Raw genomic sequence first — 25,051 nt, forward strand, 5'->3', positions numbered from 1 at the left:
CCCCCTAACCGAGACTGACGTCGTATGAGTCCCCGAGCAGGGAGGTGATGTATCCACGGACTGAGGGATCGATGGAGTACGCTTCAGCGACGCGCTCGCGCACGTCGCTGTCGGCCTCGAGCGGATACCCTCCGAGTGCCTCCGCAGCGCGCGCGGTGAAGTCCTCATCATGAGAGAGGTCTTCTGCAGCGTGCCGCAGCGACTCGGCTGCCCCTTCCGGGGTCTCACCCGGCACCCACAGTCCCTTCTGGTATGTGTAAGTGATCCCGAGGAGCGAGGTGTATGCCTCCCAGGCGGGCCCGCTCGGTGGCTCCCCGTAGAGTATTTCGTAGGCTTCGCCGACGGTCGGGAGGTCCGGGAAGTTCTCGTCCCGCACCACTTCGCCGTTCTCGTCCAACTGTCCGAACGACACGAGCGGCACGGCGGTTTCGTCGCGCAGGAGCGGACCGACCGCCGCCTCCCACGCCGAGGTGGTCTGGTAGTCGAGGTCGACCTCACCACGCTGCAGTGCGAGGTTCACCGGGCCACGCCCTTCAAAACCGAAGATCGAGCGCTGCTGCACACCGAGCACGTCGAAGGCGACGAGCGTTGTGAGGTCCAGGCCGGTCGCGCTGATTCCGCCGAACGTGAGCGGTTCATCACGATGTACGAGGTCCTCGACGGTTTCGACGTCGGCGGCCGTGCGCGCGTAGATCGCGCCGCCGGTTCCGTTGACGACGACCGGGGTCATTTCAGCGAAGTCATAGTTGACCTCTCCGCGCCCGAGGACCCAGGGGACCACATTCGTCGCCGTGGATACCAACAGGTGTGTGCCGTTATCCGGTGCCGTTCGCGCGAACTGATTGGATCCGGTGATGCCCTCACCGCCAGGTTCGTTCACGGGAGAGAACCCGGGGCCACCGGTGACACGCGGAGCGAGTTCTTGCCCGATGAATCGCGCCCAGGTGTCGGTGCCACCGCCTTCGGCCAAGGGAATCATCACTTCGAGGGTCTCACCAGAGAAGTCGCCATCGGTGGTGTCTGCGGCGGCGCTGAACGGCGAGCCGCCGAGGAAAGCTGCCGCGACGGCGAGGACCGTGAACGACCCCATCACGATGGTGGTGCGGGGTGAACCGCTTCGCCCCCTCACGAGGCCACCCCCGCGAACTCGGGAGCGCCGATTGCCGCGCCCACGGTCAGACGTGCCTCGGCGAGTGCGCGCATGGTGCGCGTCACCGCCACTGCAGTGCGCGACTGATACTGCCCCAGCGTGGTCTCGAGTGTTCCCGCAGGCGTCTCGAGCTGCAATCGCTGACCGTCGAAATCGACGAGGTCGGCAGCGATGGTGCCCGTCGTTGCCGCAGCAAGGGTGATCGCGACACTGCCGGTGATCGCCAGTGCGGGGTGCACTTTGCCCATCGAGAGCATCCGCACCTGAAGCCCCCGGCCATCGTCGGTGCCCGAGACAATCGCGAGTTTCGGCACGGCGCGCGCCGCGACCGCGGGTGAAGCCGCCATGCCCATCGCTACTGCTCCGGCCCGACGAATCTCATCGAGATGAGTGAGCCGAGCGGCTTCGGAGTCAATCTCTGCGGGCGTCTCGGTTCCGGAGAGTCCGACGTCGCGCGCATCGACGATCACGACGGGTGCACCGGCATCGAGCATCGACACCTCGATCGCGCCGCTCGGCGTTTCGAGACGGTCGCGGGTGTTCCCCGTCGGCAGGAGTCTGCCGGTGGTCCGGCCAGCCGGGTCCACGAACCACATGCGTACCGACTCGCCCGGAAAGGGGACGCCCGGAATCTCTGCGAGCTGCGGACCGGAGTCGCTCGTGTCGACATCGAGAACGATGAGTTGTCCAGTATTCGTGTTCCGCACGCGGACGGACGTGGTTGCTCCGGTCGGTTCGATCCAACCACGGCCCACCGCGTAGCGCCCCACGACCGACGAACAGTTGCCGCAGTTGCTGCCCCAGTCGACAACAGGTACATCGACGCCGACCTGCGCGAAGGTGTAGTCCACGTCGACCCCGACTTCATTGGAAGGTGCAACGAGCACGGCTTTGCTGGTGGTAGATGTTCCGCCACCGACTCCGTCGACCTGTCGCGGGTCCGGGCTGCCAAACAGTCGCAGCAGAAGTTCGTCGACCGGTACTCCGCTCTGCCGCAGATCGCGGTGATCGAAGACCCAGCATTTACTCGTGCCCCCTCGCATCCAAGACGCCATTATCTCTTGCCCCTGCATTGTCTCATTCCTCCTTGATTGAGTAGGTCAGCCTCCATCGTGGGGCGGCGCTGCTAGAAGCACTAGCTGCAATATATGGAGCCCCCTGTAGTATTGCTTCATGCTCGAAGGGGGTGGCCGGTGGATGTCCGACGGTTGATGCTGCTCGTCGAGATTCTCGACCGAGGTTCGATATCAGGTGCGGCCGAAGCGCTCTCCTACACGCCATCTGCGGTGTCCCAGCAGGTGCGACGACTCGAGCGGGAAGTCGGCCAACCGCTGCTCGCACGTCTGCCGCGCGGGGTCAGTCCGACCGATGCAGGTCTCGTGCTGTACCGGCACGCGTGCCGCATCCGTGATCAGCTGCACGCCGCTCAGGCCGATCTCGATGCCGTCGCCGGTCTGCGGCAGGGCCATTTGCGCGTCGGTACGTTCCCGACGGTGGGCAGCTCGCTCCTTCCGCTCGCCGTGCGTGCGTTCAAAGAGCAGCACCCCGGTGTGCGGCTGACCGTGCACAGTGCCCGATTCGACACGCTCGTGCAGCGCCTGCGCGCGGGCGCCGACGACGTCACCCTCCTGTGGGATTACGAATGGGATCGCTTCGTCGATGATGAACTCGAGGTGACGCACCTGCTCGACGACCCGACCATGCTGGTCGTGGCGAACGACCACAGACTCGCCCGAAGGCGCCGAGTCAGATTCTCAGAGCTCGAGGGTCAGGAGTGGGTCGTGCGCGAGTCGGATCACCCTGTGGTCGAGGTGTTGAACCGAAGCGCGCGCCGTGCCGGATTCACGCCCCGGATTGCTTTCCGCGCCAACGACTACCAGGAGGCGCAGTCGATGGTTGGGGTGGGGCTCGGAGTCGCGCTCGCACCTCAGCTCGCGGTGACGAATCGCGTGCCCGGCGTGCGTGTACTGCCACTCGCGCACGAGGTGCCGTCCCGTCGGATTCTCGCCGTCACGCGGAGCCAGGCGATCTCTTCGCCAGGGGAGGCGTCGATGCTCGACACGTTGCGGGGCGTGGCGACCTCGCTGCGGTGAGTGTCCTGCGGCCGCTGCCACGCCGTGGTCTGAGCCAGCGCCGCTCACCGTCCGCCGGCGGCACCCCCGCCTCCGCCGCCGCCCACGGCGCCCCCGCCGGTCGAACCGCCGGCATTGCTCGACGAGTAGCTCACCGAGGTACTGATGGAGCTGACGACATCGGAGACCGCTCCGCCCACGTTGCCGATCGCGTGCCCGGCGAGGAACGGGTACCAGGCCACCGGGGTGTCGGGGTGCGTGCGATACCAGTCCTCCAGCACCGTGCCCCACTCCTTCTCGAGCCCGAAGAGCATGGCGTAAGGCAGGAGCCGCTCGTAGAGGCGGATGACGTTCACTGTCCCGTCACCGACTCGTTCGGCACCCGCGTAGGACTGCAGCATGCGAATACGCTCAGCCTCCGCCACCGTGATGAACATCTTGACACCCTCGAGGTACTCGCGGGTCTCCGCTCCTGAGCGGGTGTGCACGCGGTGCTGCATCATCGCCGGGGCCGCGAACGCGAGCGCGAGGATACCGCCGACGAGTCCGAGCACCGTGCCGGCGTTCGCGCCTCTGAAGATGAAGCCGAGGGTGACGAGCACGGCCAGCACGGCGACGATCCCGAGTGCGACCCAGCCGAGGACTCGTCCGACGCGACTGCGTTCTTTCGTGAAGTATCCGCGGTCGAGCCCGGCTGTCGCGGCGGAGGACTTGAGCTGGGGGATTCGCTTCGCCAGGGATTCGTTCCGTTGTGACAGGTCGAGCAGTGCACCCCGAGCGGTCGACGAGAAGAGCGTCGAGACCGACAGCCGGTCGAGCGGGTCCCCTGAGCGATCGACATCGACGAGTCTGAGCGCCAGCTGAGCGGAGCGCTTCTTCCGCTTCGCATTCGGCGCCTCCTCGAATCGTGCGACGTCGTTCACGGCGAGATGCACCATCTGGCCGGCGATCGGGTCCTTCGTGCTCGCGAGGATCGTCGAGGCCAGAATGGGCGGCAACGAAGCGGGAACCTCGTACTGCGGCACGATCGTTCCCCGTCCGTTGTTGCGGTGCCGACGCGCCATGACACCCGCCGCCGTGGTGCCGGCGATGGCGGCGCCGACGGCGCCGGCGGCGACGATGATCGGGGCGACATCGAAGGCGACGTTCGGCACGCGCTGCGAGGGCTGAACGACCGTGCCAGCGTCCAAGCCGATCGCGACCGTGACCCCTGCGGCGGCGTCGAGGGGGATCGAGCCCACGGTCACGGTGCCGTCGGACTCGGTGATCGCGCACTCCTGCGTGCTGCCGGCGGCGCCGGCGTAACAGCGCGCGTTCCCGTTCAGATGCTCGGCCAACTCCGGCGCGAACGCGATCTCGGCGCTGAACGAGCTCACCGGTTGCTGGCGGGCCGACGGCGCGAGATCCCACGAGAATTCGTCTGCGGCACCGTCGTCACGCGCCAGCACCACATCGCTCAGGGTGTACTCGATGACGTAGGTCTGTCGTCCATGGACGTAGTCGTCGTCTCCGGTCAGCACGGCGACGTAGGGCGCGTTGTTCGTCTCATCGGTGCCCGACTCGATGTCGAATGGCACTGCATCGCCGTTCTCGTCGGTGACGGAGAAGTCTCGCGGGTCGGTCGATGAGCCCTGATAGTCGCGCGGCAACGAACGCACGATGCCCTTGTTCTGGTCGTCCGATGGGAACTGTGCGGTGAGACGCTCGGTGACGTGGGCGACTGCACGACCGTCGGGATCGAGGGAGAGTTCGTACTCCACGTCCCAACCGTCGTAGGTGAAGTCCTCGACGTTCGCGGCGGCCGGCGTCACTGCAACCAGCAGGGGGGCCACGGCTACGGTGATCGCCGCGCCGACGACCAGGGGTCGCAGTATTCTCCGAATGCGCATCATTCGCGAACGTGATGCGGGGTTATGGGCGAGACGCAGCGCAGCGCGGGACGACGGCATGTGAGTCAGCCTAGAACACCGGCCGGTCTATCGCACGACGGTTGTGGCGCAGCGACCGGTCCCGAGGCGCCTCCTGGTGGCTCGCTAACCCGCGGCGCCGCGAGGTACCGGCGGACCTACCCAGAGCAAGACGAGGAACACGGCGGTCACGAGGACGAGCGCTGTCACGATGGCGAGCCACGGGTGCCGGAGCACCCACGCCTGCAGGTGCTCGAACACCCCGCGGGGCCGAGCACCACCAGGTCCCAGTCGCCACCCTCCGGAGAGCGCGCCTCGACGGTCGACGACGAGCTCGAACGGCACTGTGGCGAAGGGGATGATCGACGCCAGCAGGCCCAGGAGGCCCGTGCCCGGTCGCCACTGCTGATTGAGCCAGACGAAAACCGTGACGGCGCAATACGCGAGAAAGACGAAACCGTGCACACCGCCTGCGGGGCGCACGAGCGCATCGGTGACGTCGAGCCCGCGGAGCACGATTCCGGCGATCAGCCCGGCCCAAGTCGCGGCCTCGAGAAATGCGAATGTCCGGAAGAGCGCTCGGGGCGACACCCCCGATCGGGTGCTGGTGGCGTCAAGGTGCGGTGCGATCGCTGGGTCGCGGCGGCTCATGGATATCTCCCGGGTCGCATGCTTCGGACCCGGCGGCGACCGGGTCAAACCGATCGTATCGAGCGGGGATGACAGCGTCCCGAGAGTCCGCAGGTGGGGCCGCGGTTCGGCGTGCGCACCACGCCGTGAGCCGCTCGAGCGGGCCGCGACCCAGCAGGATCGCCCACGCGGTCGCCCCGACCAGCAGACCGACCGTCATGCCGAACCAGAGCCCGTTGTCGGGCTGATCGTCCTGGGCTGTGCCGATGGTGGCGAGGATCAGCACGATATGCGCCGAGTACGCCGTGAGCGGCATCGACCCGAGGGCCGCGAGCGGCAGGATCAGTATGCGGAGCGGACGGGCAAGGATGAGACAGAGCCCGATGACGGCGAGTGCGAAGCCGCCGGATCCTACGATCTCGGGGGTGCCGCCCGAGTGCGGCTCCACTCCCAGCGCCGCCCATGCGGCGGTCTCCTCAGGCTGCATGGCTGTCACCATCGACCAGTAGCCGTCGGGATCCACGCCGGCGAGCATCGAGAAGATCGACTGTTGCGACACGGCGAACCAGTCGATGGTGTCGAGCCAGGCTTCGGCGGCCGCTCCAACCGCGTATCCCGCGAACGCGAGGGCGGCACCGCCGATGAGCAGCGCGATCGCTGTCGACGCCCGTTCGGGTCGCGATCTCCCGACGATCAGACCGATGAGCATGAGCGCCAGCCATTCCGGCAGCGGATAGTTGCCGAAGAGGACGAGCGATATTCCGGGGCCGTCCGCGTCCAGCGACAGCGCGCCGACGAGTCCCAGGAGGCCGGGGGAGAGGAGGGTGAGACCGGCAGCCCAGAGTGCCAGCGCGCGGCGACGAAGTCCGAGGAACGGAATGATGACGATGAAAAGCGCCCCGTACACCGCAAGGATGATCGCGGCTCCGGTGTTCAGCAGTTCGAGCACCGTACCGATGGCGAAGACGACGGCACCGCGGCCGAGCATCTGCAGCCTCAGCGTGCGCACCTGATCAGGGTCGTCGAACGCGGTCCGGCGGGTGAGCAGCGCGATCGAGAGGCCCGCGACGACGGCGAACAGGATCGACGACCGACCGTTCACGAGATCGCCCCAGGTGTCCGGCTCCGTCCACTCCAGAGACTGAGCGACTCCGACGTGGGCGCCCATCATCCCGACGATGGCGAGCCCGCGCGCGAGGTCGACACCCAGGATCCGCGGCGCTCGCCCAAAGGCGGTCAGTCGGTGTCGCGCCGAGATTCCGAGCGACACCGCGGTTCGAGGTTCAGTGGTCGCCGCGGGGCTGTTCACCTGGCCCCGATTCGCCGACGCCGCGGGCCTCGGGGTCGTGACGGACTCGCGCAGTGTTGCCTCCGGCGATGCGCTCGCGGATGGCCTCCTCGTCCACCTCGACCTCACCGGCGTCATCCGGACCGCCGGCACCGGGTTTCGTGGTCACAGCGGATGCGTCGACACCGTCGTCATCGAGGTGTCGCGAGTCGGAAGGATGCTCCTGATGCTCCTGCGTCTCATCCTCGCTCGACGGGCTGTAGCGGCGATCCTTGCGAACGGTTGCGTCGTCGTTTCCACTCTGCGTAGCCATGGGCCGACGCTACCACCGTCGCACGATCCCGTTCCCAGCTTCTACAGGTTCGCGCCATCATTACTGGATGCCGTCGGAGCGACGCAAGGGCCTGACAGGAGCGGGAGACTCTCCCTACACTCGGATGAGGAGTCGGGTCCTGATGCCGGTGACCGATTACCGGGGATAAATCGGGACCGAGTCTCCGCGGCGGAGTCAGGGGGACGATGATCTCATATCGGGTCGACATCGTGATTCCCGCGCGCAACGAACAGGACTTGCTGCCCCGAGCACTGACCTCGGTGCGGCGTTCCACGGCTGCTGCGTCCGAATACCTGCGTCGTCCGACCGCGGCCGGGCGCACGCCTTCCTGCGTGTCCGGGCTCGTGTTCGCGGCAGGGGTCCTCGATGCGCGCGTCACCGTCGTCGCCGACCGGTGCACGGATGACACGGTCCTCATCGCTCGTCGACTCGCCGATCGGGTACTCCTGGTCGACGCGGAGTCGGTGGGCGACGCCCGCGACCGAGGATGCGGGGCTCCATGGGGGCGCGCCGTCGACGATCACATCGGCCGGCCGCGCGCCGGACAGCGGAAATCTAACGCGATGCTGCTCACGACCGATGCCGATTCGACGGTTCCCGCCCATTGGGTCCTCGAGCACCTCGCCCATCGCGTCGACGGCGCCGATGCGATCGCCGGAACCGTCGCGGTGGAGGACTGGGGCGGGCGGGATGGGGCGCTGCCCGAGCGGTACTGCCGCGAGTACGCACGGAGCACCGATCACGTGCACGGCGCCAACCTCGGCATCAGTCAGGGAGCCTATGCGCAGCTCGATGGCTTTCGCTCGCTGCAGGTGGGCGAGGATCAGGACCTCATCGATCGCGCCCGTGCACTCGGTCTGCGCGTCGACACCTGCCATGCCGCGGCAGTCGCCACGTCGGCGCGGCGTACCGCGCGCGCGCCTGACGGGTTCTCCGACTACCTGGATGCGCTGGAGCTGACATGACGATCGACCGATCCGAGACTCGTTCCATCGCACGGGACGCTGAGATCACCGCGACCTTCGATACGGCGCGCACCTGGATACGGGACGGGCGGGCGCACGTGCCGCTGCCGGGTTCGGGCGGAACCTGGGAGCGGTGGAGCCGGCTGCTCGAGCTGGCACGCGAGGATCTGCCCGCGGCGCGCATCGTCGAGGCTCACCTCGACGCGGTCGCGATCCTGGCGGAGCTCGCCGAGCCGGACGCGGCGTCCGTCGACTCCGGCGATCTGTGGGCGGTGTGGGCCGCCGAACCGCCGACACCGCGAGTCGTCGCGACCCCAGCGTCCCGCGGATGGACACTCGACGGGACCAAAGCGTGGTGTTCCGCGGCGTCATTCGCGACCCACGCGCTGCTCACGGCCGAGGCGGATGCCGCGTCGGGACCGAGGCTCTTCCGGGTCGACCTTCGCGATGCCGGAGTCACGCCCGAAGCGCGGACGTGGGCTTCGGCCGGCATGGCGGCCACCGACACCGGTGAGGTGTCCTTCGCCGGGGTTCCCGCCCTGACGGTCGGCGGGCCGACCGCCTATCTCGAGCGCGCGGGGTTCTGGCACGGGGGCATCGGGGTGGCGTGCTGCTGGTGGGGCGGGGCGCAGGGGCTCATCGATCTGATGAGCGAGCGCCTGCGGAAACGCGGTTCCGACCTGGCCGAGAGTCATCTCGGGGCCTGCATCGCTTGGGACACCGTCGTCACCGGCGCGCTTCGGGCAGCGGCGTCTGACGTCGATGCGGCGCCGCACGATGTGCCGTCCGCGCGACGACGGGCGCTGGCACTCCGTTCGCTCATCGACCGAGCCTGCACCGATGTCATCACCCGATTCGGTCGCGCGTTCGGTGCGAGCCCCTTCGCGACCGACGCGGGTGCCGCGCAGCGCATCGCCGACCTGCAGGTGTACGTCCGTCAGTCCCACGCCGAGTCCGACGAGGCGGCGCTCGCACGATTCGTCCTCGACGAGTGCCCGCCGTTCGAGCGGGAGCGCACGCCATGAGCGAGAGCAGCGTGCGGTTCGCAGCCTGTCCGCTCTCCTCGCCGGGGACCGATCCCGAGGTGTGGACGAGCGCGGCGGCCGAGCTACCTCAGCTCGACGTGAGCGGATGGGCGCGGGTCGTCGTCGCGGTCGCCCACCCGGACGACGAAGTGCTCGGCGCGGGAGGGATCATCGCGGATCTCGCGGCGCGCGGTGCGAGCATCGAGACCATCATCGTTTCGCGTGGGGAGGGCGCGATTCCCGGCCTCGACGCCGAGTCGCAGGAGCAGCTCGCTCATGAGCGACGCGACGAGTCCACCCGCGCCGCGGAGGTGCTCGGAGCACCGACGCCGCTCTTCCTCGGACTTCCGGATGGAGGGCTCCAGGATCACGAGTTCCGCATCTCGGAGGCGATCGCCGCGGGGGTGCGCCGGATGCTGACCGGTCGCGCTCGCTCGGGTGCCGGAGAGACGGTGGTCCTGACTCACTGGGTCCACGACGGTCACCCGGACCACGAGGCGGTGGGTCGGGCCGCGGCTGCAGCGGTCGAGCGCGTGCGGCGCACCGCGCCTCACACCCGTTTGGTCTCGTTTCCGGTCTGGGCACTGCACTGGGACACGCCTTGCGACGGCATCGTGCCCTGGGCGCGGGCGGCGCGCGCGGAACTCGACCCGGAGGCGTTTGATCGAAAGACTCGCGCGGCGCGGGTGTTCCGGTCGCAGAACGCCCCGTGGCCGGACGAGAGTTCCGGCGACCCGGTGATGCCGGCGCACGTGGTGCAGCGCCTGCTGGAGGTTCCCGAGTGGGCGATCCTCGATTCGTTTGCGCAGCCTCGCGAAGCGGTCGACTCGCGGGCCCACCTCGAGGGGTTGTACTCCCGCAACACGGACCCGTGGGAGCTCGAGACCTCCGCGTACGAGGCGGACAAGCGGGACGCGACCCTCGCGGCGTTGCCGCGCGAGCGATACCGGTTCTGCTTCGAACCGGGATGCTCGGTCGGGGTGCTCACCCTCGAGCTGGCGCGACGCGCCGATCGCGTCGAAGCCTGGGATCCGGTCGACCGCGCGCTGGATCGTGCGCGCGAGCGCGTCGCCGCTCGGGTGCGCGACGGCGATCGCGATGCGCAGCGCCTGACACTCGTACGCCGCGCACTCACCACCGGGGACGATGAGCAGGCAACGCAGTTGGGGCCGCGCGGTGCTGACCTGATCGTCCTCTCCGAAATGCTGTACTTCATTCCGCACGCCGAGCTGCGTGCCATCCTCACCGGTCTGGTCGAGCGCGCCGAGCCCGGGGCGCATATCGTCGCCGTGCACTGGCGGCATCCTGTCGCCGGGTGGCCCGAGGGCGGCTCTGCCACGCACGATGTGCTGCTCGCGACCCCGGGGCTCACCCACCTGCGCCGCGACGCGGCCAGCGCGGACTACCTCATCGACGTGTGCGCCGTCGCGCCGCGCTGACCCGCGCTCGAATCAGGAGCCGTCCTCGCGGCTCTCGGCGTAGCTCTCGGAGTAGGTCCGCTGCCGCTCCCGCTGCCCGTGCGTGAGCTGTCGGAGGTCGATCGACGAGTCGAAGCTCGAGCCGAGCGCGCCCGCGACGGTGCCCATGGCCGCGCTCAGCCACGCGATGTCGAGGTAATTGGTGAACGACGCTTCCTGCCCGAGGACCCCCGTCATGAAGTCGGGGTCGATGACGATGAGCGACCCCACGAGAATCAGCATCACGAGACACAGGTACAGCGCCAGCATGCTGATCGCGAGCGTCAGCACGGTGGACATGTTGTACAGCAGGACGACGGTCATGAACCGGTCGTGACGCGGGCGGTCCCAGAGGCCCTTGCCCCACATGAGCCACGCACCCATGGAGGTCATCGCGAGCACCCCGATGAAGAGGAGGCGCGGCGTGGAGAGTGCGTCGGACATCTGCCAGATCGAGTGGTAGAAGATGCCGAACGCTCCGGTCGCCGAGGCGGCGGCGAGCGCGCTCGACAGCTTGGGGACCGCCCGCCAAGGGTCGTTGGCCCGCACCATCCCGAACACCGTACGCGGCCCGCCGAAGAAGGTGTCGGCGTGCAACGCCCAGCTCCCGGTGTCCGGGTCCTGACTCCACGATGCCCAACGCAGGCTGAAACGCTGGGGGTCGCGATCCTCCGAGGTCGGCGAGAGTCGGATGATGCTGTCGACGAGAGTGCGGAGAATGCGCTTCTTCGTCGTCCACGCACCGAACGTCGGGCAGGAGAGGACGCCGATGTTCTGATCGGGGTAGATCTCGGACATGAGCGGCTTGCCGTGGGTGTGACGGGGAATCTCGGTGAGCAGGAGCGTCACATCGACGCGGTCGTATTCCTCGGCGATCTCATGGGCGTCTCTGAAATCGAGCGCGTTGTCCGGATCGATTCTGACGAGACGCGTCTCGGTGTAGACCTGCACGGGCGGACTGAACACTTCGCCGAGGATGAGCTGCAGATCCTCCTGCACGGACTGCGCGCGTCGAGACGGGAGACCGGGGTCCGCGACGAGCAGCACGCTGATGCCCTCGTCCTGGGGATCATCGCGGGAGGCGTCATGGCGGGGCACGTCCGAGGGGTCTCCCGCGTCGTCAGGATGGTCTGCGGAGTCTCTGTCTGAAGGTGGCACTCAGGCAGGATCTCGGTGCGTGGGAACCGTGTCAAGCCCTTTGACCCGCGCCCCGCGCGTCTGCGAGCGTCGGGAGGACCAGGCACCGCGACCGTCAGAGGAGGCGAAGCGCATGACCGCACAGATCCCCGACCCGAGGACCGCCCACGATATGGGCACACCGGCGAACGATGAGATGTCGCAGCCGGGACTCACCGAGGAGACGGATCCCCGACCGGATCACGGTGAGTACACCTACCAGGGCCACGAGCGATTGAGTGGACGCCGCGCACTCATCACCGGTGGAGACTCCGGAATCGGACGCGCGGTCGCGCTCGCGTACGCTCGGGAGGGTGCCGATGTCGCGATCGCCCATCTGCCGTCCGAGCAGGACGACGCGGAGGAGACGCTCCGCTGGGTGCGGGAGGCCGGTCGCCACGGTGTCGCATTCGCCGGCGATATGCGGGACGAGCGGTTCGCCACGGAGATCGTCGCGCGGACGCGGGAAGAGCTCGGCGGGCTCGACATCCTGGTGCTCAACGCCGGCACTCAGCGCGACATCGGCGACTTCGGCGACATCGACCTCGAATGGACCCGACGAGTCTTCGACACGAACCTGTTCGGTCTGCTCTGCACCGCCAAGGCCGCGTTCCCGGATATGGAGCCGGGAGCGAACATCATCGTCACCGCCTCCATCCAGTCCTTCCATCCGAATCCGACGCTCATCGATTACGCGATGACGAAGTCGGCCCAGGTCGCGCTGGTCGAGGGGTTGGCGCAGGAGGGCGGACCACGCGGGATCCGCGTCAACGCGGTCGCTCCGGGACCGATCTGGACGCCGTTGATCCCGGCGACCGGCTGGGATGATGAGAAGGTCGAGCACTTCGGCACGGATACGCCCCTCGGGCGGCCGGGCCAACCCGCGGAAGTCGCGGGTGCCTACGTGTTCCTCGCATCGAACGATGCGACGTACATCTCCGGCGCGGTCATTCCGGTGACGGGAGGGAAACCGCTCTGAACCGGTGCTGAGCCGGCCCCTCCGGTGCGCGGGGGCTGCGCTCACCGGGTCTTCCCACCTGGAGGAACCGCGCTGAGCCTAGGCTGACAGGCATGGCCGTGGGACTCCTGCTCGACATCGTCGTGATCGTCGTGGGCATCGCCGCGGTGATCACCGGGTGCGCGCGCGGCTTGCTGCGGGCGCTCGGATCGTTCGCAGGGCTGGCCGCCGGCGGCGCGGCGGCGCTGTTCGTGATGCCATTCGTGTCGAGCCGAGTCGATCTCGCGGGTTGGAATGTGGCGGCCGCCGTTCTCGCGGGTCTGCTGCTCGTCGGGCTCGGCATCGGCATCGGCGAGGGGATCGCGCGCGCGATCCGCCGGCCGGTCCACCGCGTCGGTCTGGGGCCGATCGAGCGTCTCCTCGGCGGCGTCGTCTCGCTGGCGGTCGTGTGGGCGACGCTCGTCATCTTCGCGATGAGCGTCGGCTCGCTCGGCATCCCCGGAGCCACGCAGGCGGTCTCCGCTTCGAAGATCCTCAGTTTCGTCACGGACGCCACTCCGGCACCCGTGGAGTCGGGGCTCTCGCGTCTGCGTGCGATCGTGATCACGGACGGGATCCCGACAGTGCTCGATGCGGCCGGCGCCGGAACGTCTGAAGTGCCGAACGCGAACGCCGATACGGCGGCGCTCCGTGCAGCCTCCCAGTCGGTTCCCCGGATCACCACGAACGCTCCGAGCTGCAACACGATGGGTTCGGGAAGTGGGTTCATCATCGATGGCGACACCGTGATGACGAATGCGCACGTCGTGGCGGGGGCTCGAGACGTCGTGGTCGAGGCCCCGGGCGCCTTCCCGAGGTCGGCGAGCGTGGTGTACTTCGATCCCGACGCGGACATCGCGGTGCTCGATGTTCCGGGGCTGGGTGGTCAGGCGCTGCCGTTCGCGCCGACGCCCGAGACCGGCAGTACCGTGTTCTTCCAGGGGTATCCGTATGGCGGGCCGTTCACGTCGCGGAGCGCGGCCGTCGACGGCACGCAGCAGACGATCGTCAACGACATCTACGAGCGATCCACGGTGACCCGGTCGGTGACGCGTCTCGCGGGTACGGTCGAACCGGGCAACTCCGGGGGGCCGGTGCTGACTGCGGACGGCGCCGTCGCCGGGATGATCTTCGCACGGTCGGATGCTGCGGCCAACGTCGGCTACGCTCTCTCGATGGAGGAGATCAGTCCGGTGCTCGCGCTGGCGCCCTCGCTCGACCGCCCCGTCTCGACGGGAGCATGCTCCTCATGACCCCCGAGAACGGTGCGGTCCTCGGTGAGGACGGGCTCCGCCGGCCGCCCTGGGCGAGTCGCGATCCGCTGCTGCGCGAGTATTACGACCACGAGTGGGGTATGCCGGTTCGCGACGAGCGAGGCATGTACGAGCGGATCAGCCTCGAGGCGTTCCAGTCCGGTCTGTCGTGGGCGACGATCCTCCGCAAACGCGAAGCCTTCCGGCACGCGTTCGATCACTTCGATCCCGATATCGTGTCGCGCTACACCGACCGCGACATCGAGCGACTCATGGCGGACGCCGGCATCGTGCGGAACCGCGCCAAGATCCTGGCTACCGTGACGAACGCCCGAGCCACGGTCGACCTGCGTGCGCACGGTGGTCTCACCGCATTCGTCTGGTCCTTCCAACCCGTGGACACTCCTCGCCCGCGCACGGTCGCCGAGATCCCGACCCGGTCGACCGAATCCGATGCGCTTGCGCGTGCGCTCCGTCGCGCCGGGTTCGCATTCGTGGGACCGACCACGATGTACGCGCTGATGGAGGCGACGGGCATCATCGACACCCACCTGCTCAACTCGCACCGACGCGGGTCCTCCGGCGTCTGGGGCGGCTGAGACTCCGAGGTTCGCACCCCGCCCCGGCGGGGCGTCAGTTCAGCGCGCTCCAGGTGGTGTCGAGATCGATCAACCAGTGATTCTTCAGCGTGAGGGCGCGTTCGGAGGCAGCGACGATTCCGGCGATGAGCAGAGACGTGTTCACCCACGCCGGGAACTGGAAAGGCGAGGTGAACACTCCGAAGCGGTCGGCGATCAGCGGAATCTCCGTGAGCATCTGCAGGCCCTGCGGAAGACCCGTGACGAGGCCGACGATCAGGATCACGACCGCCAACGCACCGATCACGCGGCTCACGAACGGGAAGCGGCGGGCGATTCTCGCGCGGATCCCCTCGGGCGACCGACGATGCGGGTGCAGCATGACTGCGGTTGAGGCGTCGTCCGGTCCGCCTGCGGTGCCGCCCTGCGCACGCGGAACGAAGTGCATGCGCGTGAGCCCGTACGAGCTGCGCGCGACCTCGATGACGCCTCCCGGCACCGGAAACGCCGCGGGCAGATTCGAGCGCGCGACCTGCACCCCGTCGCAGTACAGGGCCGCCGGGGGGCCCTGCGAGCGCTCCTGGGCCCCGGTGTCCTCACCGGACCCCAGGATCTGTTCGGTCAGTCGCTCTCCGACGATGTCTTTCAGCCACCCGTGCTGCTGCCCCGGCTCCTTCCGCGCGATCTTCTCCGCGTAGTGACGCACGTCGACGGCGTAGACGTGATCCGAGGTCTCGGAGGCGAGGCCGATGAAGAACAGCGATCGGCCTCCGAACAGATCCCGGAATCGGAAGTCGACGAGCGACCTGCCGTCCCCGGGCCGCACCCCGCCGATCTGTCGGTCGCGTCGCCATCCTCTGAAGCTCATGCCTCCACTTCACCAGAGCGGCGACGGACGCGGGAGTGTCCGCTGTCATGAGCGCGTGTGACGCAGTGTCACGCCCGCGCCGTACAGGATGAAGCCGATCATCGGCACTCGGGACCACACACAAAAGAAGCCCCGGCGTCTGCCGGGGCTTCGAGGAGTGCGCGATACTGGGATCGAACCAGTGACCTCTTCCGTGTCAGGGCAGTAAAGTCGTTGCCTTTGGTTGCATCTGGCGCGGTTTCACGCGGTTCTGTCTGGCACTCGTTGCGCCTCGTCTCGACTCGTTCTGTTCGGTCACGCGCGGTTTGTGACGGGTTTGTGACTTGCTGTGACCGAGGCCCCGGGACCTGGCAAGCTATGGGGAGTAGGTCCACCTTAGAACGGAGGCTCGGAGCATGGGCGACGCGATCGAACTCGACGACGTGCGCACCTGGCCCGAGTGCCTGCAGCAGCGGTTCGCCGAACCGTCGTCCGAGCTCGCGCCACTCACCGACGAGTTGCTCGTCGAGTTGCTCGAGGGTCGCCCGCTCCGCATGTACCACGCGACGCGGCTACTGCCGCACGAGGTCGACCGGATCAAGGCCGAGGGGCTGCTGCGGCTCACCCACGAGCTAGTACAGAGCAAGCTAGACGACGCGGTGCGCGTCGGTGCCATGACCGAGGCGCAGGCGGTAGAGGCACGAGCTGGCAGCATCATCGAAACGAAATATGAGGGCAGGCGCGAGGGGCAAGTGTGTTTCGTGCTGAGCCTCGACAAGTTCGAACACTCTCCGGGCGACGTGGGGCCGTTGCTTAGCTCATGGGGCGGCGAGAGCATCTATCACGTCGCGGCCTTAGACCCACCACGTAGGGCGCTGATGCGCTCGCTGGGCCTGCCGAGCATCGTTGCGGCAGACGTGCCTCTGTCGACACCGCTGCCATACACTTCGCCCTCGCTATCGTCCGTAATTGCGTGGCACGCGCGCCCGCGAGAGACGCTAGGGAACGAGACGCCGCGGAGCAGCGCTGACGTATTTCTGACTGCCGACGTGCCAGCGGCGAACATTGCGACTATCTGGCAGGCGGGTAGCCCCGAGTATGACCGTTTCGAGGGGCTGCCCAGCGGAAACTAGGCACCTTCATTTTCAACTCCGCCTCGTTCTTAATCGATCTCGACTGGAATCGTCGAGAATTGACGTCTGCCCATATAGAGAAAAAGCTATCTGCGGAGCATCGCGCTAATACTTGGAACGCACTGAAGGCTAGATCACGCTCGTCTCCGCCTGTCCCTTTGGCCATGCGATAGACGCTGGCCGCATCCGCGCGGACGCCCTGATTTGGGTCTCATGTTCGGCGCAAAGCGCGAGCACCCCCATTAAAAGTAAATTGTCGCGCTCTTACGTAGTCACTGGTCGGCCGTGTCCGAATTGCTCCCAATAAGAAACATCAATGCATACAGATAGGATCATTAGAAACAGATGTCGTCCATTTTGTCGGCGATAATCACTATCAGAGAGGTCTGTACTCGCATGAGCCATCCAAACGCCCCTGGACCCGAGGCGCCGCAGTACGCAGCGGCGCCTATCGCGCCAGTCAAGGAAAAGAACACGATCGGTTTGATCGCTTTCATCGTCGCCGTTGTCGGTTTTATTTTCGCTTGTATTCCGGGCGCGCTGATTATCGGATGGATCCTGCTCCCCATCGCGTTCATACTCGGGATTGTGGCGCTCTGCCTGAGCGGGAAGAAGAAGGGACTAGGCCTAGCAGGTCTGATCATCTCCGTTGTCGGCACCATTGTGGCGTTCGTAGTGTTCTTTACGGTTGTGGCCACAGCGTTCGATGATGCATTCTCAAATGGCGAAACGTCGGTCTCGGCCCCCGCCGAGGACACCGCGGAGACCGAAGAGATCGTAGAGACTGAGGAGGCCCCAGAGGAGGGCTCTCGCAGCAACCCATACCCGCTCGGCAGCGCTATCTCTGATGATGAGTGGACGATTACGGTTAACAGCGTGAATCTCGACGCGACCGACGCTGTCGCTGCAGCTAACGAATTCAATGAACCCGCGCCCGAGGGTGAGGTCTACGTCCTCGCGGATGTGACTGTTTCTTACATTGGCACCGACGCTGCGGGAGACATGCCGACGCAGATCATCGAGTACGTGACCGTTGACGGCAACACCGTGCACAGCTATGACGCGATGGTTCTCGCGCCGGAGCCGCTGGATTCGATTACTACTCTTTATGAAGGGGCGTCCACAACTGGCAATGTGGTGCTCTCGGTCCCAGCTGACACTGCAGGTGAGGGCGTTCTCGCGGTCACTCCAAGCGTTTTCGGCGACAAGGTATTTGTGGCCGTACGGTAAAGGCAGACCTGACCGAAACGAGGGGTGGCCCTAATCGCCACCCCTCGTTTCGTTTTCAGTGTTTACCTACGACGGGCCCGACCATCGAGAGACTGCGCGGCGGCCAGACGGTTAGCAGTTGCCGGATCGAGCTTGGCGTGCTCGTAGCGGGCGCGAAAGGCAGCGAGTGGGAGCTGCGCTACGGCGCGCCGTCGCGCAGCGGCGAGGCCTGGGTCGGCGGCCCCGAGCACGACGGTCTCGCCGGGCATGATGATGCTACCCGGTCGCGGTGCTGGCCGCTCGGTCAGGTCGGCAACGACCATTCCAACGGCTGTCACGATGTCGTCGTGCGTGCCTAGTGGGTTCTGCAGCTTGACCGTGCCGGGGCCGGTCTCGACGAGACGAACGGCGAGGAACTCGGCCCGCAATTCGTCGTTGTCGGGCAATTCGAGCGCGCGGTCTCGCAAAGATCCCCAAAGCAGGCGGCCGAGTCGATTCGCGCCGGCAGATGAAAAGATAAACTCCTCGGTGCGGATGCCATTGCGGGCGAGATTCGAAGTCAACTGCTCGGCCTGCATCCTGTCGAAACGGAGTTTCGCGCCGTATTCGCGACATACGCGCTGCGTAGCGGCCTCGACCTCGGCGAGGTCAACACGACCGCCTTTCCCCTCGCCTGGTCGCCACGAGAGCACTCGGTCGATCACTACGACGCGCCCCGCATCGCGCTGCTCGGCGTGACCGACGACGAGCGCCGTAAGGTCTCGCCGTGTACCGACATCGAGCGCCGCGACGTACTCGATGCCCGTCCGCTTCGGCAATACCGCTGAGCCGGGGCGTATGGCGGCCTCGACGTCCTCGGGGGTCGTCAGCGCGTCGTCACCCTCGGCGAACTCGCAGAGGATTAGGCGACGCCACTCGCTCGCCGAAAGCGCGGTGCGGGTTGCCTCGATGTCGTCGTCGCTCCACCAGGGCGCGGGGCCGGGGTGCTTTGACGTGTGCCAGTGCGCCGACAGCTCGGCCTCGGCCCAGACCTTGGCCCCGACGCCTGTCGGGCTGCCCGCTGTGGTGATTACGATGAGCCGCCCGCCCGGCACCTTAGGTACCGCCGAGACGATCGCGCTCCAGAGCGTGCGAGCGTTGCTCCTGTTCGCCCAGACTGCCAGCTCATCGACGACCTGCAACCAGGGGCGCTTGCCGAAGGCGCTCGCGCCGTCGCTCGTCTCGACGGTCACGGTAGCGCCGGTCGAGGTGTTCGTGACGGATGAGGCGGCAACGCGTAGCTGTGCGCCGAGCTGCGCTCGGTCGATGAAACCGCGCATGGCGTCCAGCGTGAGCTCGGCCTGTTCCTCGTCTGCCGCGTAGATATGGCTCTGAGAGCCTCCGGGCGCTTCGGTGAGCAGCAGCACGAGTACCAGCGCGCCAACATCCGTGGTCTTGCTCATGCCGCGCCCGCGCAGCAAGTAGTGGCGACGCGGGCCACCGGTGTCGAGCACTGCCCGGGCGTCGGAGAGCTGGAACCCTTCGGCACGTTCGCCCCATCGCGTGCCGTCTTCGAGCGGCAAGGCCGCGAGCAGCTCCAGCGCTGCGGGCGTGGTGTGTCGCGTAGTCGGTTTCGTGGTGGTGGTCATGTTGTCGACCTCTCGTCGTCGGTGTCGGGCTTCGCGGGGCGGGTAAGGTCTGTTGCTCGGTCGACCTCAGCCTCGGCTCGCACTCGCTCCAGTGCGGCGCGCACCGGGTCGCTGTTGTCGAGTGCGGCGCGGCCCGTCTCGGCGAGCTGTCCCAGATCGACGGCGGGGGTCAGTTGCCCTTCTCTCAGCGCCTTCGCCCGCAGCAGTGCAAGTTCGGCCTCACTCCGAGGATCGAGGCCAAGGCGCTGGCGGGCGTCGGCGGCTCGTCTTTCGAAGCGGTCAAGCTGAGTCAGTAGCTTGTCGCGCGGGTCGCCGTCGTCGCCGAACATGCCGTGCTCGTCGAGGTAGCTGCGCAGTAGTGCAGCGCGCGCCTCGGCATCGCCCCAACTCGCGAGCGCCTCGGGGTGCGCCGTGAGGTCGGGCCGCTGCTCGATCAGCCCGGCGACGAGTGCAGCCGCTAGCTGCGAATAGACTCGCGGGCTGCGGTAGCCGCTGCCGAGCTGCTCGGCGTTGTCCTCGGTGAATCGCGGTGCGGCTGTTGAGCCGTTGCCAGCTCCTTGCGAGGGCCGATACCAATCGGGCCGTTCCTCTGGCGGCAGTGCCGCCGCCTCCTGGGCTTTCATCCGATCACACCCGCCTTCACATCATCGACGAGCCGGGCAAGGTCGAGGTGCCCGAAGGCAACCGCGTTCGCTCGCTTGCGGCCCATGACGCCCCATGCCTTTGCCGAGAGCTGGAGGTCTCGGGCACGCGGGTTACCCTCGATGCCTGCGGCGCGTTTCACGAGGCGGTCGAGTATCGTCGGGCCGTAGCTGCCGACGGCCTCGGCATCGGCTGCGCACACTGCGCACACCTCAGTTTCGACGGGGCGCATACCGGGCTTGCCGCCAAGACTATGGGGCCGAAGCGTCACCGTGTGCCATGCTTCAGCCGCACGCGAAGGCAGCCCGAGAACTTCGCCAACGCCGCAAACGAAGCACGCGAGCGAGCCGTATGTCGGGCGCAGCAGCTTGGGGCACTCGATCCTCGCGCGCAGATACTCGGCATAGGCCCGGCGAGCCTCGGCGAGCTGCCGCGCGCTCAAGTGGCCCCAGGGCTTCACCGCTGCTGTCGCGGGATCAGCGCCCGGCGTCGCGATCCAGGCGAAGCGAGAGCGCCAAGTGAGCGAGCGGCCTACATCGAGCAGGTACTCGCAAGCGAGCGCGAGGTCGCGAGGCTTCTTCACGTTCAGCTCGACGCCCAACGCATCGGTGGCAGCGAGCACAAACTCAACAGAATCAACGGCAGCAGTACCGAAGTACACTAGGTCACCCGCGCGAGCCGCGCCAGGGAACATGGCGACCAATCGCTCGGCGAACGCCCGACGGGCCGCGCTCGCGTTGCCGCGGGTGAGGACTGTATCGAAAGGCCGCCCGACTGCGCCGCCGTGACGCAGAGCGATGAGGCGCTCGGTGTCATTCGCCGGGGCGTAGCCGATAGCCTCGACCCTTTCGATGCCGTTCTGTTCGTCTGCGGGTGTCCACTCGCCAGTGATCAAGTCAGCGAGCGCGCCACCTTTGGCAGGCACGATGTTTCGGTATCGGGGGCTGAACCTATTTGTAGTGTGGGGCGTTTTCCTCTTCGGCATGGTTGCCTCGCTCTCGGTCGTCTCGGTCTCGGGTGTCGTCGGGTCGGCATTCATCGGGGAATTCCCTCTCGTGTCGGTGTTGGTCGGCGAGTGCCGTTGTCTGGGCCGATTCGGTCGAGCCATGCGCGCACGTCATCGAGGCCGAGACGCAGCCCCGCATCGTCGAGCGCGGCCCGGATGAACTCGGGGTCGTGGTCTCGGTGAAGGCCCGCCAGCGCGGCACGCAGACGCGCCTCGAACGATCCGGCAGGGGCCACAGCGAGTCGTCGAGCTGGCGGTGCCGGTCGCGGTCGGGTCGATGTTCTCGCGCTGTGGATGACCTTCGCTGTACTCGCGCGTTCAGCGGATCGGGCAGAGGCGAAACCGAGCGCGGCAGCCCACCTACCCGCATGATGCCAACGGGGGCCACGCCTGCGAACCGGGGCTGCTGCGGCATCGACCGGGCGGCAATGGTCGCGCCCCGCAGCTCGGCACGTGGGGCAGACGTGGCGCTCGGCGGCTCGATGCTCGGCGGCGAAGACCGACGTGCGTGAGACCTGCTGCTCGGGACCGGTTTCGGGTCGATTTTTGGGGCTTTGTGACTGCTGTTGTGACTGTACCGGGGTTGGTGCCCCGCTCTGGGCTGTAATTCTCACGGTCTCGGCCCCTTTCCCATTTCCCGCCTCGGGAAATAGTTGGCTTTCAGCGCCTCGCCGGTTTCGGCATCGGTGCCAGAGCTGGGCACCTTTTCGCGCACCTCGATAGTCCGCTCGGCAGTCTGCTGTCCGGTCTCAGTTCGGCAGATGCCTGCGAGGTACGTATCCTTCGGTATCCGACCGCGCCAGCGCCCCGCCCAGAAACCGGCGCGGGGCTTCATGGTCTCGGCGTACTCTGCGCAGGCGGCGCGCAGCGGGCAGCCGAGGCAGGTCGCGAGCAGCTCGCCCTCTACGGCGTTGTTAGCTCGTGCGGCATCACGCGTGAAACGGTCGTCACCTCGGCAGGCCGCGCGGTCGCGGTTCATCGCCGCGTCGAGCTGTTCGGCGGCTTCGAGGTCTCGCGCGCGGTTCTTGCGCGGCCTTGTGCGCTCGTATGGCCCCGCGTTCATCGTTCGCCCCTTCCATCGGCCCCGCCGGTAAAATCGCGCGCGCGGGCACGCGCGGCGAGTGGGCGGTGCCAGGGGTGCCGCAGCGAACGGGCCTCGCGCCGTTTCTGTGGCCCTGTTTTGCGGTACTGGGCAACACTCCAGCGAGTACCGCTCTCAGTACAGCACTTCGCGGTACCGATGCCTCGACGGTACTGACCACCTGAGTACCGACTTTCACCAGTCGTAGAGCCGGTTTCTAGCTGCGGTACTGAGCGGTACTCGTCGGTACTCAGTACCGCGCGGCACACTGCGGTACTGCGGTACTCACCCCTTAGGGGGGTACCGCACAGTACCGATGAAAGTGAGTACCGCGAGACGGGGGTCGTCATGTCACGCACCCGAATCACCCCCGCCCGGTGCTCGCCATTCGCGAAGGGCTGCCAGAGCTCTCGCGCTGCCCCAGTTCATCCGGGCCATTACGTCAGCCTTTGAGCTCGGCGGCGGGTCGAGCTGTCGCAGCATGTCTACGTCGGTCGCCAGCTTGACCGCCTCGACGGTCTCAGGAGTCGGTCTTGGATCGCCGGGCACAAGTTGCCAGCCCTGCCGACCGCTCTTCGGGTCGGGAGCGTCCAGCTCGAAGCGTGCAGCGACATCGCCGGTCTTGACCCCGAGTGCCCGAACGCCGCCGCGTCGATCCTTCACCAGCACCAGCTCGCTTGCGCCGCCGGTCGTCGGGCTGAACTCACGAGCTTTCACGAGCTGCACCCGATACACCGCGCCGTCGGCGGCGCGTTTCTTCGCGGTCGAGCCGGTCGCCCCATACTTGCGGCTTTCGGTATTTTTCGCGAGGTGGTCAATCGTGATGACGGTGCAGCCTGCCCGTGCGAGCCGGGCAGCCGTTCGACGGTTCATGTCGATGAAACCCTGATCATCATTCGGTGAGACACCCCACAGCGAGAGATTTTCACCTACCGAGTCGAGCACCGCGAGCACCTCCGGATCGTCCACCCCAGGGGCGAGCTGTGAGACGGCATCGACGGCGGCGAGCAGCTCGTCGCGGTCGTCGGGCTGCGCGTACCTGAGACTTTCGACGAGAACTTGCCGGGGAACGCCCAGCGCGAGCAAGAAACGTACCACCAGCTCGCCGCCGTTGTGGTCGGTGTCGATGAACGCAAGCACACCGCCGCATTGCATCGTGTGAGCACCGCAGGCGAGAGCGACGAGCGTTTTCGCGGTCTCGGGATCACCGAACAAGCTATTGGCAGCACTGCGATAGAACCGTTGCGAACCGTCGATGAGCACCGGCCCGCCGTCCGCCTCTACGGCTTCGAGACCGCCGTCGATAATTGCGGCGATGTCGGCGAAGGCGAACGGTAAGGACGCGCCTACGGGGTCGTCAGCGTGCATGTTCACCTCGGTGTCGGTCCGCGCGTTACACTCTCGTACTTCGCGGTCTTCAGGGGCCACTGGGACACTCGGGGCCGGGGACGGTTCTGGCACTTGTGCCGACTTCGTGCTCGGCCGCTCACGCAGCGCCTCGTCGGGGTGACTGGTGCCCCACGTCCAGCCGCTCGCAATGGTCGCGACAGCTTCGCGCCTGCGGTCTGTGTGGCCCTCGTAGGTCGGTCGATTCAGGTACGCCTCGACGAGGCGAGGCTCGGCCTCTGAGCGGTCGATGCTGAGAGCAGCGGCGACTCCAGCCGCTCGATTGAGTGCCGCGTTACCTTGTCCCCGCTCTACGGTCTGAACTGTACGCACGAGGCCCTCGAAACGCCGTCGGGCCATCCTGTCGGTGATCGCCGGGCGCGAGGTCGTCGAGGTGTTCGTCTCGACCGCTTCGGCTATATCGAGCATGAGTTCGAGCAGAACGTCGGGCACCGACAACGCCGCGACCGAGGCAACCGCGAACTCATGACCCTCGCCGCGCATATCGTGGAACACGGCCAGCAGCGCGCCGGGGTCGTCAGCTGCGGCTGCGGCGTTCACCTCTGCGTCGGTCTCCAGCGAGTACCGCGCACCCGACGGGTGCCGGGTGCCGGGGGCGACGACGTAACCACCCGTGCCGCGAACATCGACTCCAGGGCCGAGCCTGCCTGCTGAGTTCCGCACCTTCGCATCTTCATGAATAGTGCCGTAGAGGTGGAGGCCTCGCGCTGTACGCACCCGCACAGTTGCGTCGCGCCAGGTGGCGGCCTCCTGGTGCTGCTGGGCGAGGTCATCAAGCCATTTGGTAGCGTCGTCGCCGTCAAGGTCGAGCACGACGAGTCTGCCGCCGGTCACGATGCCCCAGCCCGGCGGTGAGCCGTACTGAGTCACGAGGTCGGCGGTCTCGTCGAGCACAGCCTGTGCATGGCGCAGAGCGCCGTCGAGGTGCCCGCCGCCGGTCGCGTGAAGCGGTCTCTTAGTGCCGGGGCGTAGAGGGATCACAGGCACTCCCGCGGCGGCAGCAGAGCACGCGCTGATAGCTGCGAAATCGTGAATGCCCGGTATCGGCTTGACCTGCTGCGAGGCTGGCGCTTCGTGTAACATGATAAATGCCTCCTTTTGTTGGGGGAACGCGCTGATAACGGCGGGTCTCGCGATTCACGCGAACCGCCGTTCTCCTTTGAGAGCCGCCGGGGTTCTCCGTTCTCCGTGCCGTTTGACAAGCTGGAGGCTCCGCGTGGTCTGTAGTTATCGAGGCCAAGTCGGGGCACCCGCAGGTCAGCGCTT

Annotated in this window: 22 protein-coding genes; 9 read left to right on the top strand and 13 right to left on the bottom strand. The window is 67.1% G+C overall.

Translation table 11 applies throughout. The features are described 5' to 3' along the window. Positions 1-4: 4 nt before the first annotated feature. Together J4H85_RS07875 and J4H85_RS07880 are read right to left on the bottom strand one after the other, a co-directional pair. Complete coding sequence (locus J4H85_RS07875) at positions 5-1,129, bottom strand: tripartite tricarboxylate transporter substrate-binding protein (RefSeq protein WP_307863521.1); 1,125 nt, start codon at positions 1,127-1,129, stop codon at positions 5-7. Continuing rightward, complete coding sequence (locus J4H85_RS07880) at positions 1,126-2,223, bottom strand: PrpF domain-containing protein (protein ID WP_208238507.1); 1,098 nt, start codon at positions 2,221-2,223, stop codon at positions 1,126-1,128. Before J4H85_RS07880 ends, J4H85_RS07875 begins: the two co-directional genes overlap by 4 nt. A gap of 120 nt (positions 2,224-2,343) precedes the next feature. On the opposite strand from J4H85_RS07880, the gene J4H85_RS07885 reads away from it, so the two are divergent. Next, positions 2,344-3,243 carry a LysR family transcriptional regulator gene (locus J4H85_RS07885; RefSeq protein WP_307863522.1) on the top strand — a complete coding sequence of 300 codons (900 nt, stop codon included), beginning with the start codon at positions 2,344-2,346 and terminating at the stop codon, positions 3,241-3,243. A gap of 44 nt (positions 3,244-3,287) precedes the next feature. Here the strand turns inward: J4H85_RS07885 and J4H85_RS07890 are convergent, their stop codons facing one another. The 4 genes from J4H85_RS07890 to J4H85_RS13995 form a co-directional block, all read right to left on the bottom strand. Next, positions 3,288-5,114: a DUF2207 domain-containing protein gene (locus J4H85_RS07890; protein ID WP_208238511.1), complete on the bottom strand. Its 1,827-nt coding sequence runs from the start codon at positions 5,112-5,114 to the stop codon at positions 3,288-3,290. A 141-nt stretch (positions 5,115-5,255) separates the two neighbouring features. Beyond that, positions 5,256-5,780 (bottom strand): DUF3817 domain-containing protein, encoded by a 525-nt coding sequence (locus tag J4H85_RS07895; protein WP_243893584.1) that lies wholly within the window; start codon positions 5,778-5,780, stop codon positions 5,256-5,258. Further along, entirely contained in the window at positions 5,743-7,029 is a 1,287-nt protein-coding gene (locus tag J4H85_RS07900; RefSeq protein WP_307863523.1) for a heparan-alpha-glucosaminide N-acetyltransferase domain-containing protein, read from the bottom strand. Before J4H85_RS07900 ends, J4H85_RS07895 begins: the two co-directional genes overlap by 38 nt. A 13-nt stretch (positions 7,030-7,042) precedes the next feature. Then, positions 7,043-7,360 carry a hypothetical protein gene (locus tag J4H85_RS13995; protein ID WP_243893585.1) on the bottom strand — a complete coding sequence of 106 codons (318 nt, stop codon included), beginning with the start codon at positions 7,358-7,360 and terminating at the stop codon, positions 7,043-7,045. 206 nt (positions 7,361-7,566) lie between these two features. Between J4H85_RS13995 and J4H85_RS07905 the strand changes: the two genes are divergently transcribed. The 3 genes from J4H85_RS07905 to J4H85_RS07915 are packed head-to-tail and all read left to right on the top strand — an operon-like array spanning position 7,567 to position 10,810. Then, a complete protein-coding gene (locus J4H85_RS07905; RefSeq protein ID WP_208238515.1) occupies positions 7,567-8,346 on the top strand; it encodes a glycosyltransferase family 2 protein in 780 nt (259 codons plus the stop codon). Continuing rightward, complete coding sequence (locus J4H85_RS07910; protein ID WP_208238517.1) at positions 8,343-9,371, top strand: acyl-CoA dehydrogenase family protein; 1,029 nt, start codon at positions 8,343-8,345, stop codon at positions 9,369-9,371. The genes J4H85_RS07905 and J4H85_RS07910 overlap by 4 nt, the downstream gene beginning before the upstream one ends. After that, complete coding sequence (locus J4H85_RS07915) at positions 9,368-10,810, top strand: bifunctional PIG-L family deacetylase/class I SAM-dependent methyltransferase (RefSeq protein WP_208238519.1); 1,443 nt, start codon at positions 9,368-9,370, stop codon at positions 10,808-10,810. The genes J4H85_RS07910 and J4H85_RS07915 overlap by 4 nt, the downstream gene beginning before the upstream one ends. 12 nt (positions 10,811-10,822) lie before the next feature. On the opposite strand, the gene J4H85_RS07920 is transcribed toward J4H85_RS07915, so the two are convergent. Beyond that, the gene (locus tag J4H85_RS07920; RefSeq protein WP_307863524.1) at positions 10,823-11,986 is read right to left on the bottom strand and encodes a hypothetical protein; all 1,164 of its coding nucleotides are present in this window, start codon (positions 11,984-11,986) and stop codon (positions 10,823-10,825) included. Positions 11,987-12,098: 112 nt separating this feature from the next. On the opposite strand from J4H85_RS07920, the gene J4H85_RS07925 reads away from it, so the two are divergent. The 3 genes from J4H85_RS07925 to J4H85_RS07935 all read left to right on the top strand — a co-directional run bounded on the left by J4H85_RS07925 (position 12,099) and on the right by J4H85_RS07935 (position 14,853). Next, positions 12,099-12,983 carry an SDR family oxidoreductase gene (locus J4H85_RS07925; RefSeq protein ID WP_208238521.1) on the top strand — a complete coding sequence of 295 codons (885 nt, stop codon included), beginning with the start codon at positions 12,099-12,101 and terminating at the stop codon, positions 12,981-12,983. A gap of 92 nt (positions 12,984-13,075) precedes the next feature. Next, positions 13,076-14,254 carry a MarP family serine protease gene (locus tag J4H85_RS07930; protein WP_208238523.1) on the top strand — a complete coding sequence of 393 codons (1,179 nt, stop codon included), beginning with the start codon at positions 13,076-13,078 and terminating at the stop codon, positions 14,252-14,254. Then, on the top strand, positions 14,251-14,853 hold the full coding sequence (locus tag J4H85_RS07935; protein WP_208238525.1) for a DNA-3-methyladenine glycosylase I: 603 nt from the start codon (positions 14,251-14,253) through the stop codon (positions 14,851-14,853). Before J4H85_RS07930 ends, J4H85_RS07935 begins: the two co-directional genes overlap by 4 nt. Before the next feature lie 34 nt (positions 14,854-14,887). Here the strand turns inward: J4H85_RS07935 and J4H85_RS07940 are convergent, their stop codons facing one another. Further along, positions 14,888-15,700, bottom strand: coding sequence for a hypothetical protein (locus tag J4H85_RS07940; RefSeq protein WP_208238526.1), 813 nt, complete (start codon positions 15,698-15,700; stop codon positions 14,888-14,890). Between the two features lie 395 nt (positions 15,701-16,095). On the opposite strand from J4H85_RS07940, the gene J4H85_RS07945 reads away from it, so the two are divergent. Both J4H85_RS07945 and J4H85_RS07950 read left to right on the top strand, forming a co-directional pair. Continuing rightward, positions 16,096-16,812, top strand: a complete 717-nt coding sequence (locus tag J4H85_RS07945; RefSeq protein WP_208238527.1) for a hypothetical protein — start codon at positions 16,096-16,098, stop codon at positions 16,810-16,812. A 345-nt stretch (positions 16,813-17,157) separates the two neighbouring features. After that, positions 17,158-18,042: a DUF4352 domain-containing protein gene (locus J4H85_RS07950; protein WP_243893586.1), complete on the top strand. Its 885-nt coding sequence runs from the start codon at positions 17,158-17,160 to the stop codon at positions 18,040-18,042. Between the two features lie 62 nt (positions 18,043-18,104). On the opposite strand, the gene J4H85_RS07955 is transcribed toward J4H85_RS07950, so the two are convergent. From J4H85_RS07955 to J4H85_RS07975, 5 genes are all read right to left on the bottom strand, one after another. After that, positions 18,105-19,649, bottom strand: a complete 1,545-nt coding sequence (locus J4H85_RS07955) for a terminase large subunit domain-containing protein (RefSeq protein WP_208238528.1) — start codon at positions 19,647-19,649, stop codon at positions 18,105-18,107. After that, a complete protein-coding gene (locus tag J4H85_RS07960) occupies positions 19,646-20,272 on the bottom strand; it encodes a hypothetical protein (protein WP_208238529.1) in 627 nt (208 codons plus the stop codon). Before J4H85_RS07960 ends, J4H85_RS07955 begins: the two co-directional genes overlap by 4 nt. Beyond that, positions 20,269-21,330: a hypothetical protein gene (locus tag J4H85_RS07965; RefSeq protein ID WP_208238530.1), complete on the bottom strand. Its 1,062-nt coding sequence runs from the start codon at positions 21,328-21,330 to the stop codon at positions 20,269-20,271. Before J4H85_RS07965 ends, J4H85_RS07960 begins: the two co-directional genes overlap by 4 nt. Positions 21,331-21,907: 577 nt before the next feature. Next, positions 21,908-22,360, bottom strand: a complete 453-nt coding sequence (locus J4H85_RS07970; protein ID WP_208238531.1) for a WhiB family transcriptional regulator — start codon at positions 22,358-22,360, stop codon at positions 21,908-21,910. 369 nt (positions 22,361-22,729) lie between these two features. Then, positions 22,730-24,868 carry a bifunctional DNA primase/polymerase gene (locus J4H85_RS07975; protein WP_208238533.1) on the bottom strand — a complete coding sequence of 713 codons (2,139 nt, stop codon included), beginning with the start codon at positions 24,866-24,868 and terminating at the stop codon, positions 22,730-22,732. Positions 24,869-25,051 lie beyond the last annotated feature (183 nt).

The sequence above is a fragment of the Leucobacter tardus genome, from assembly GCF_017583045.1.
Lineage (GTDB): Bacteria > Actinomycetota > Actinomycetes > Actinomycetales > Microbacteriaceae > Leucobacter > Leucobacter tardus.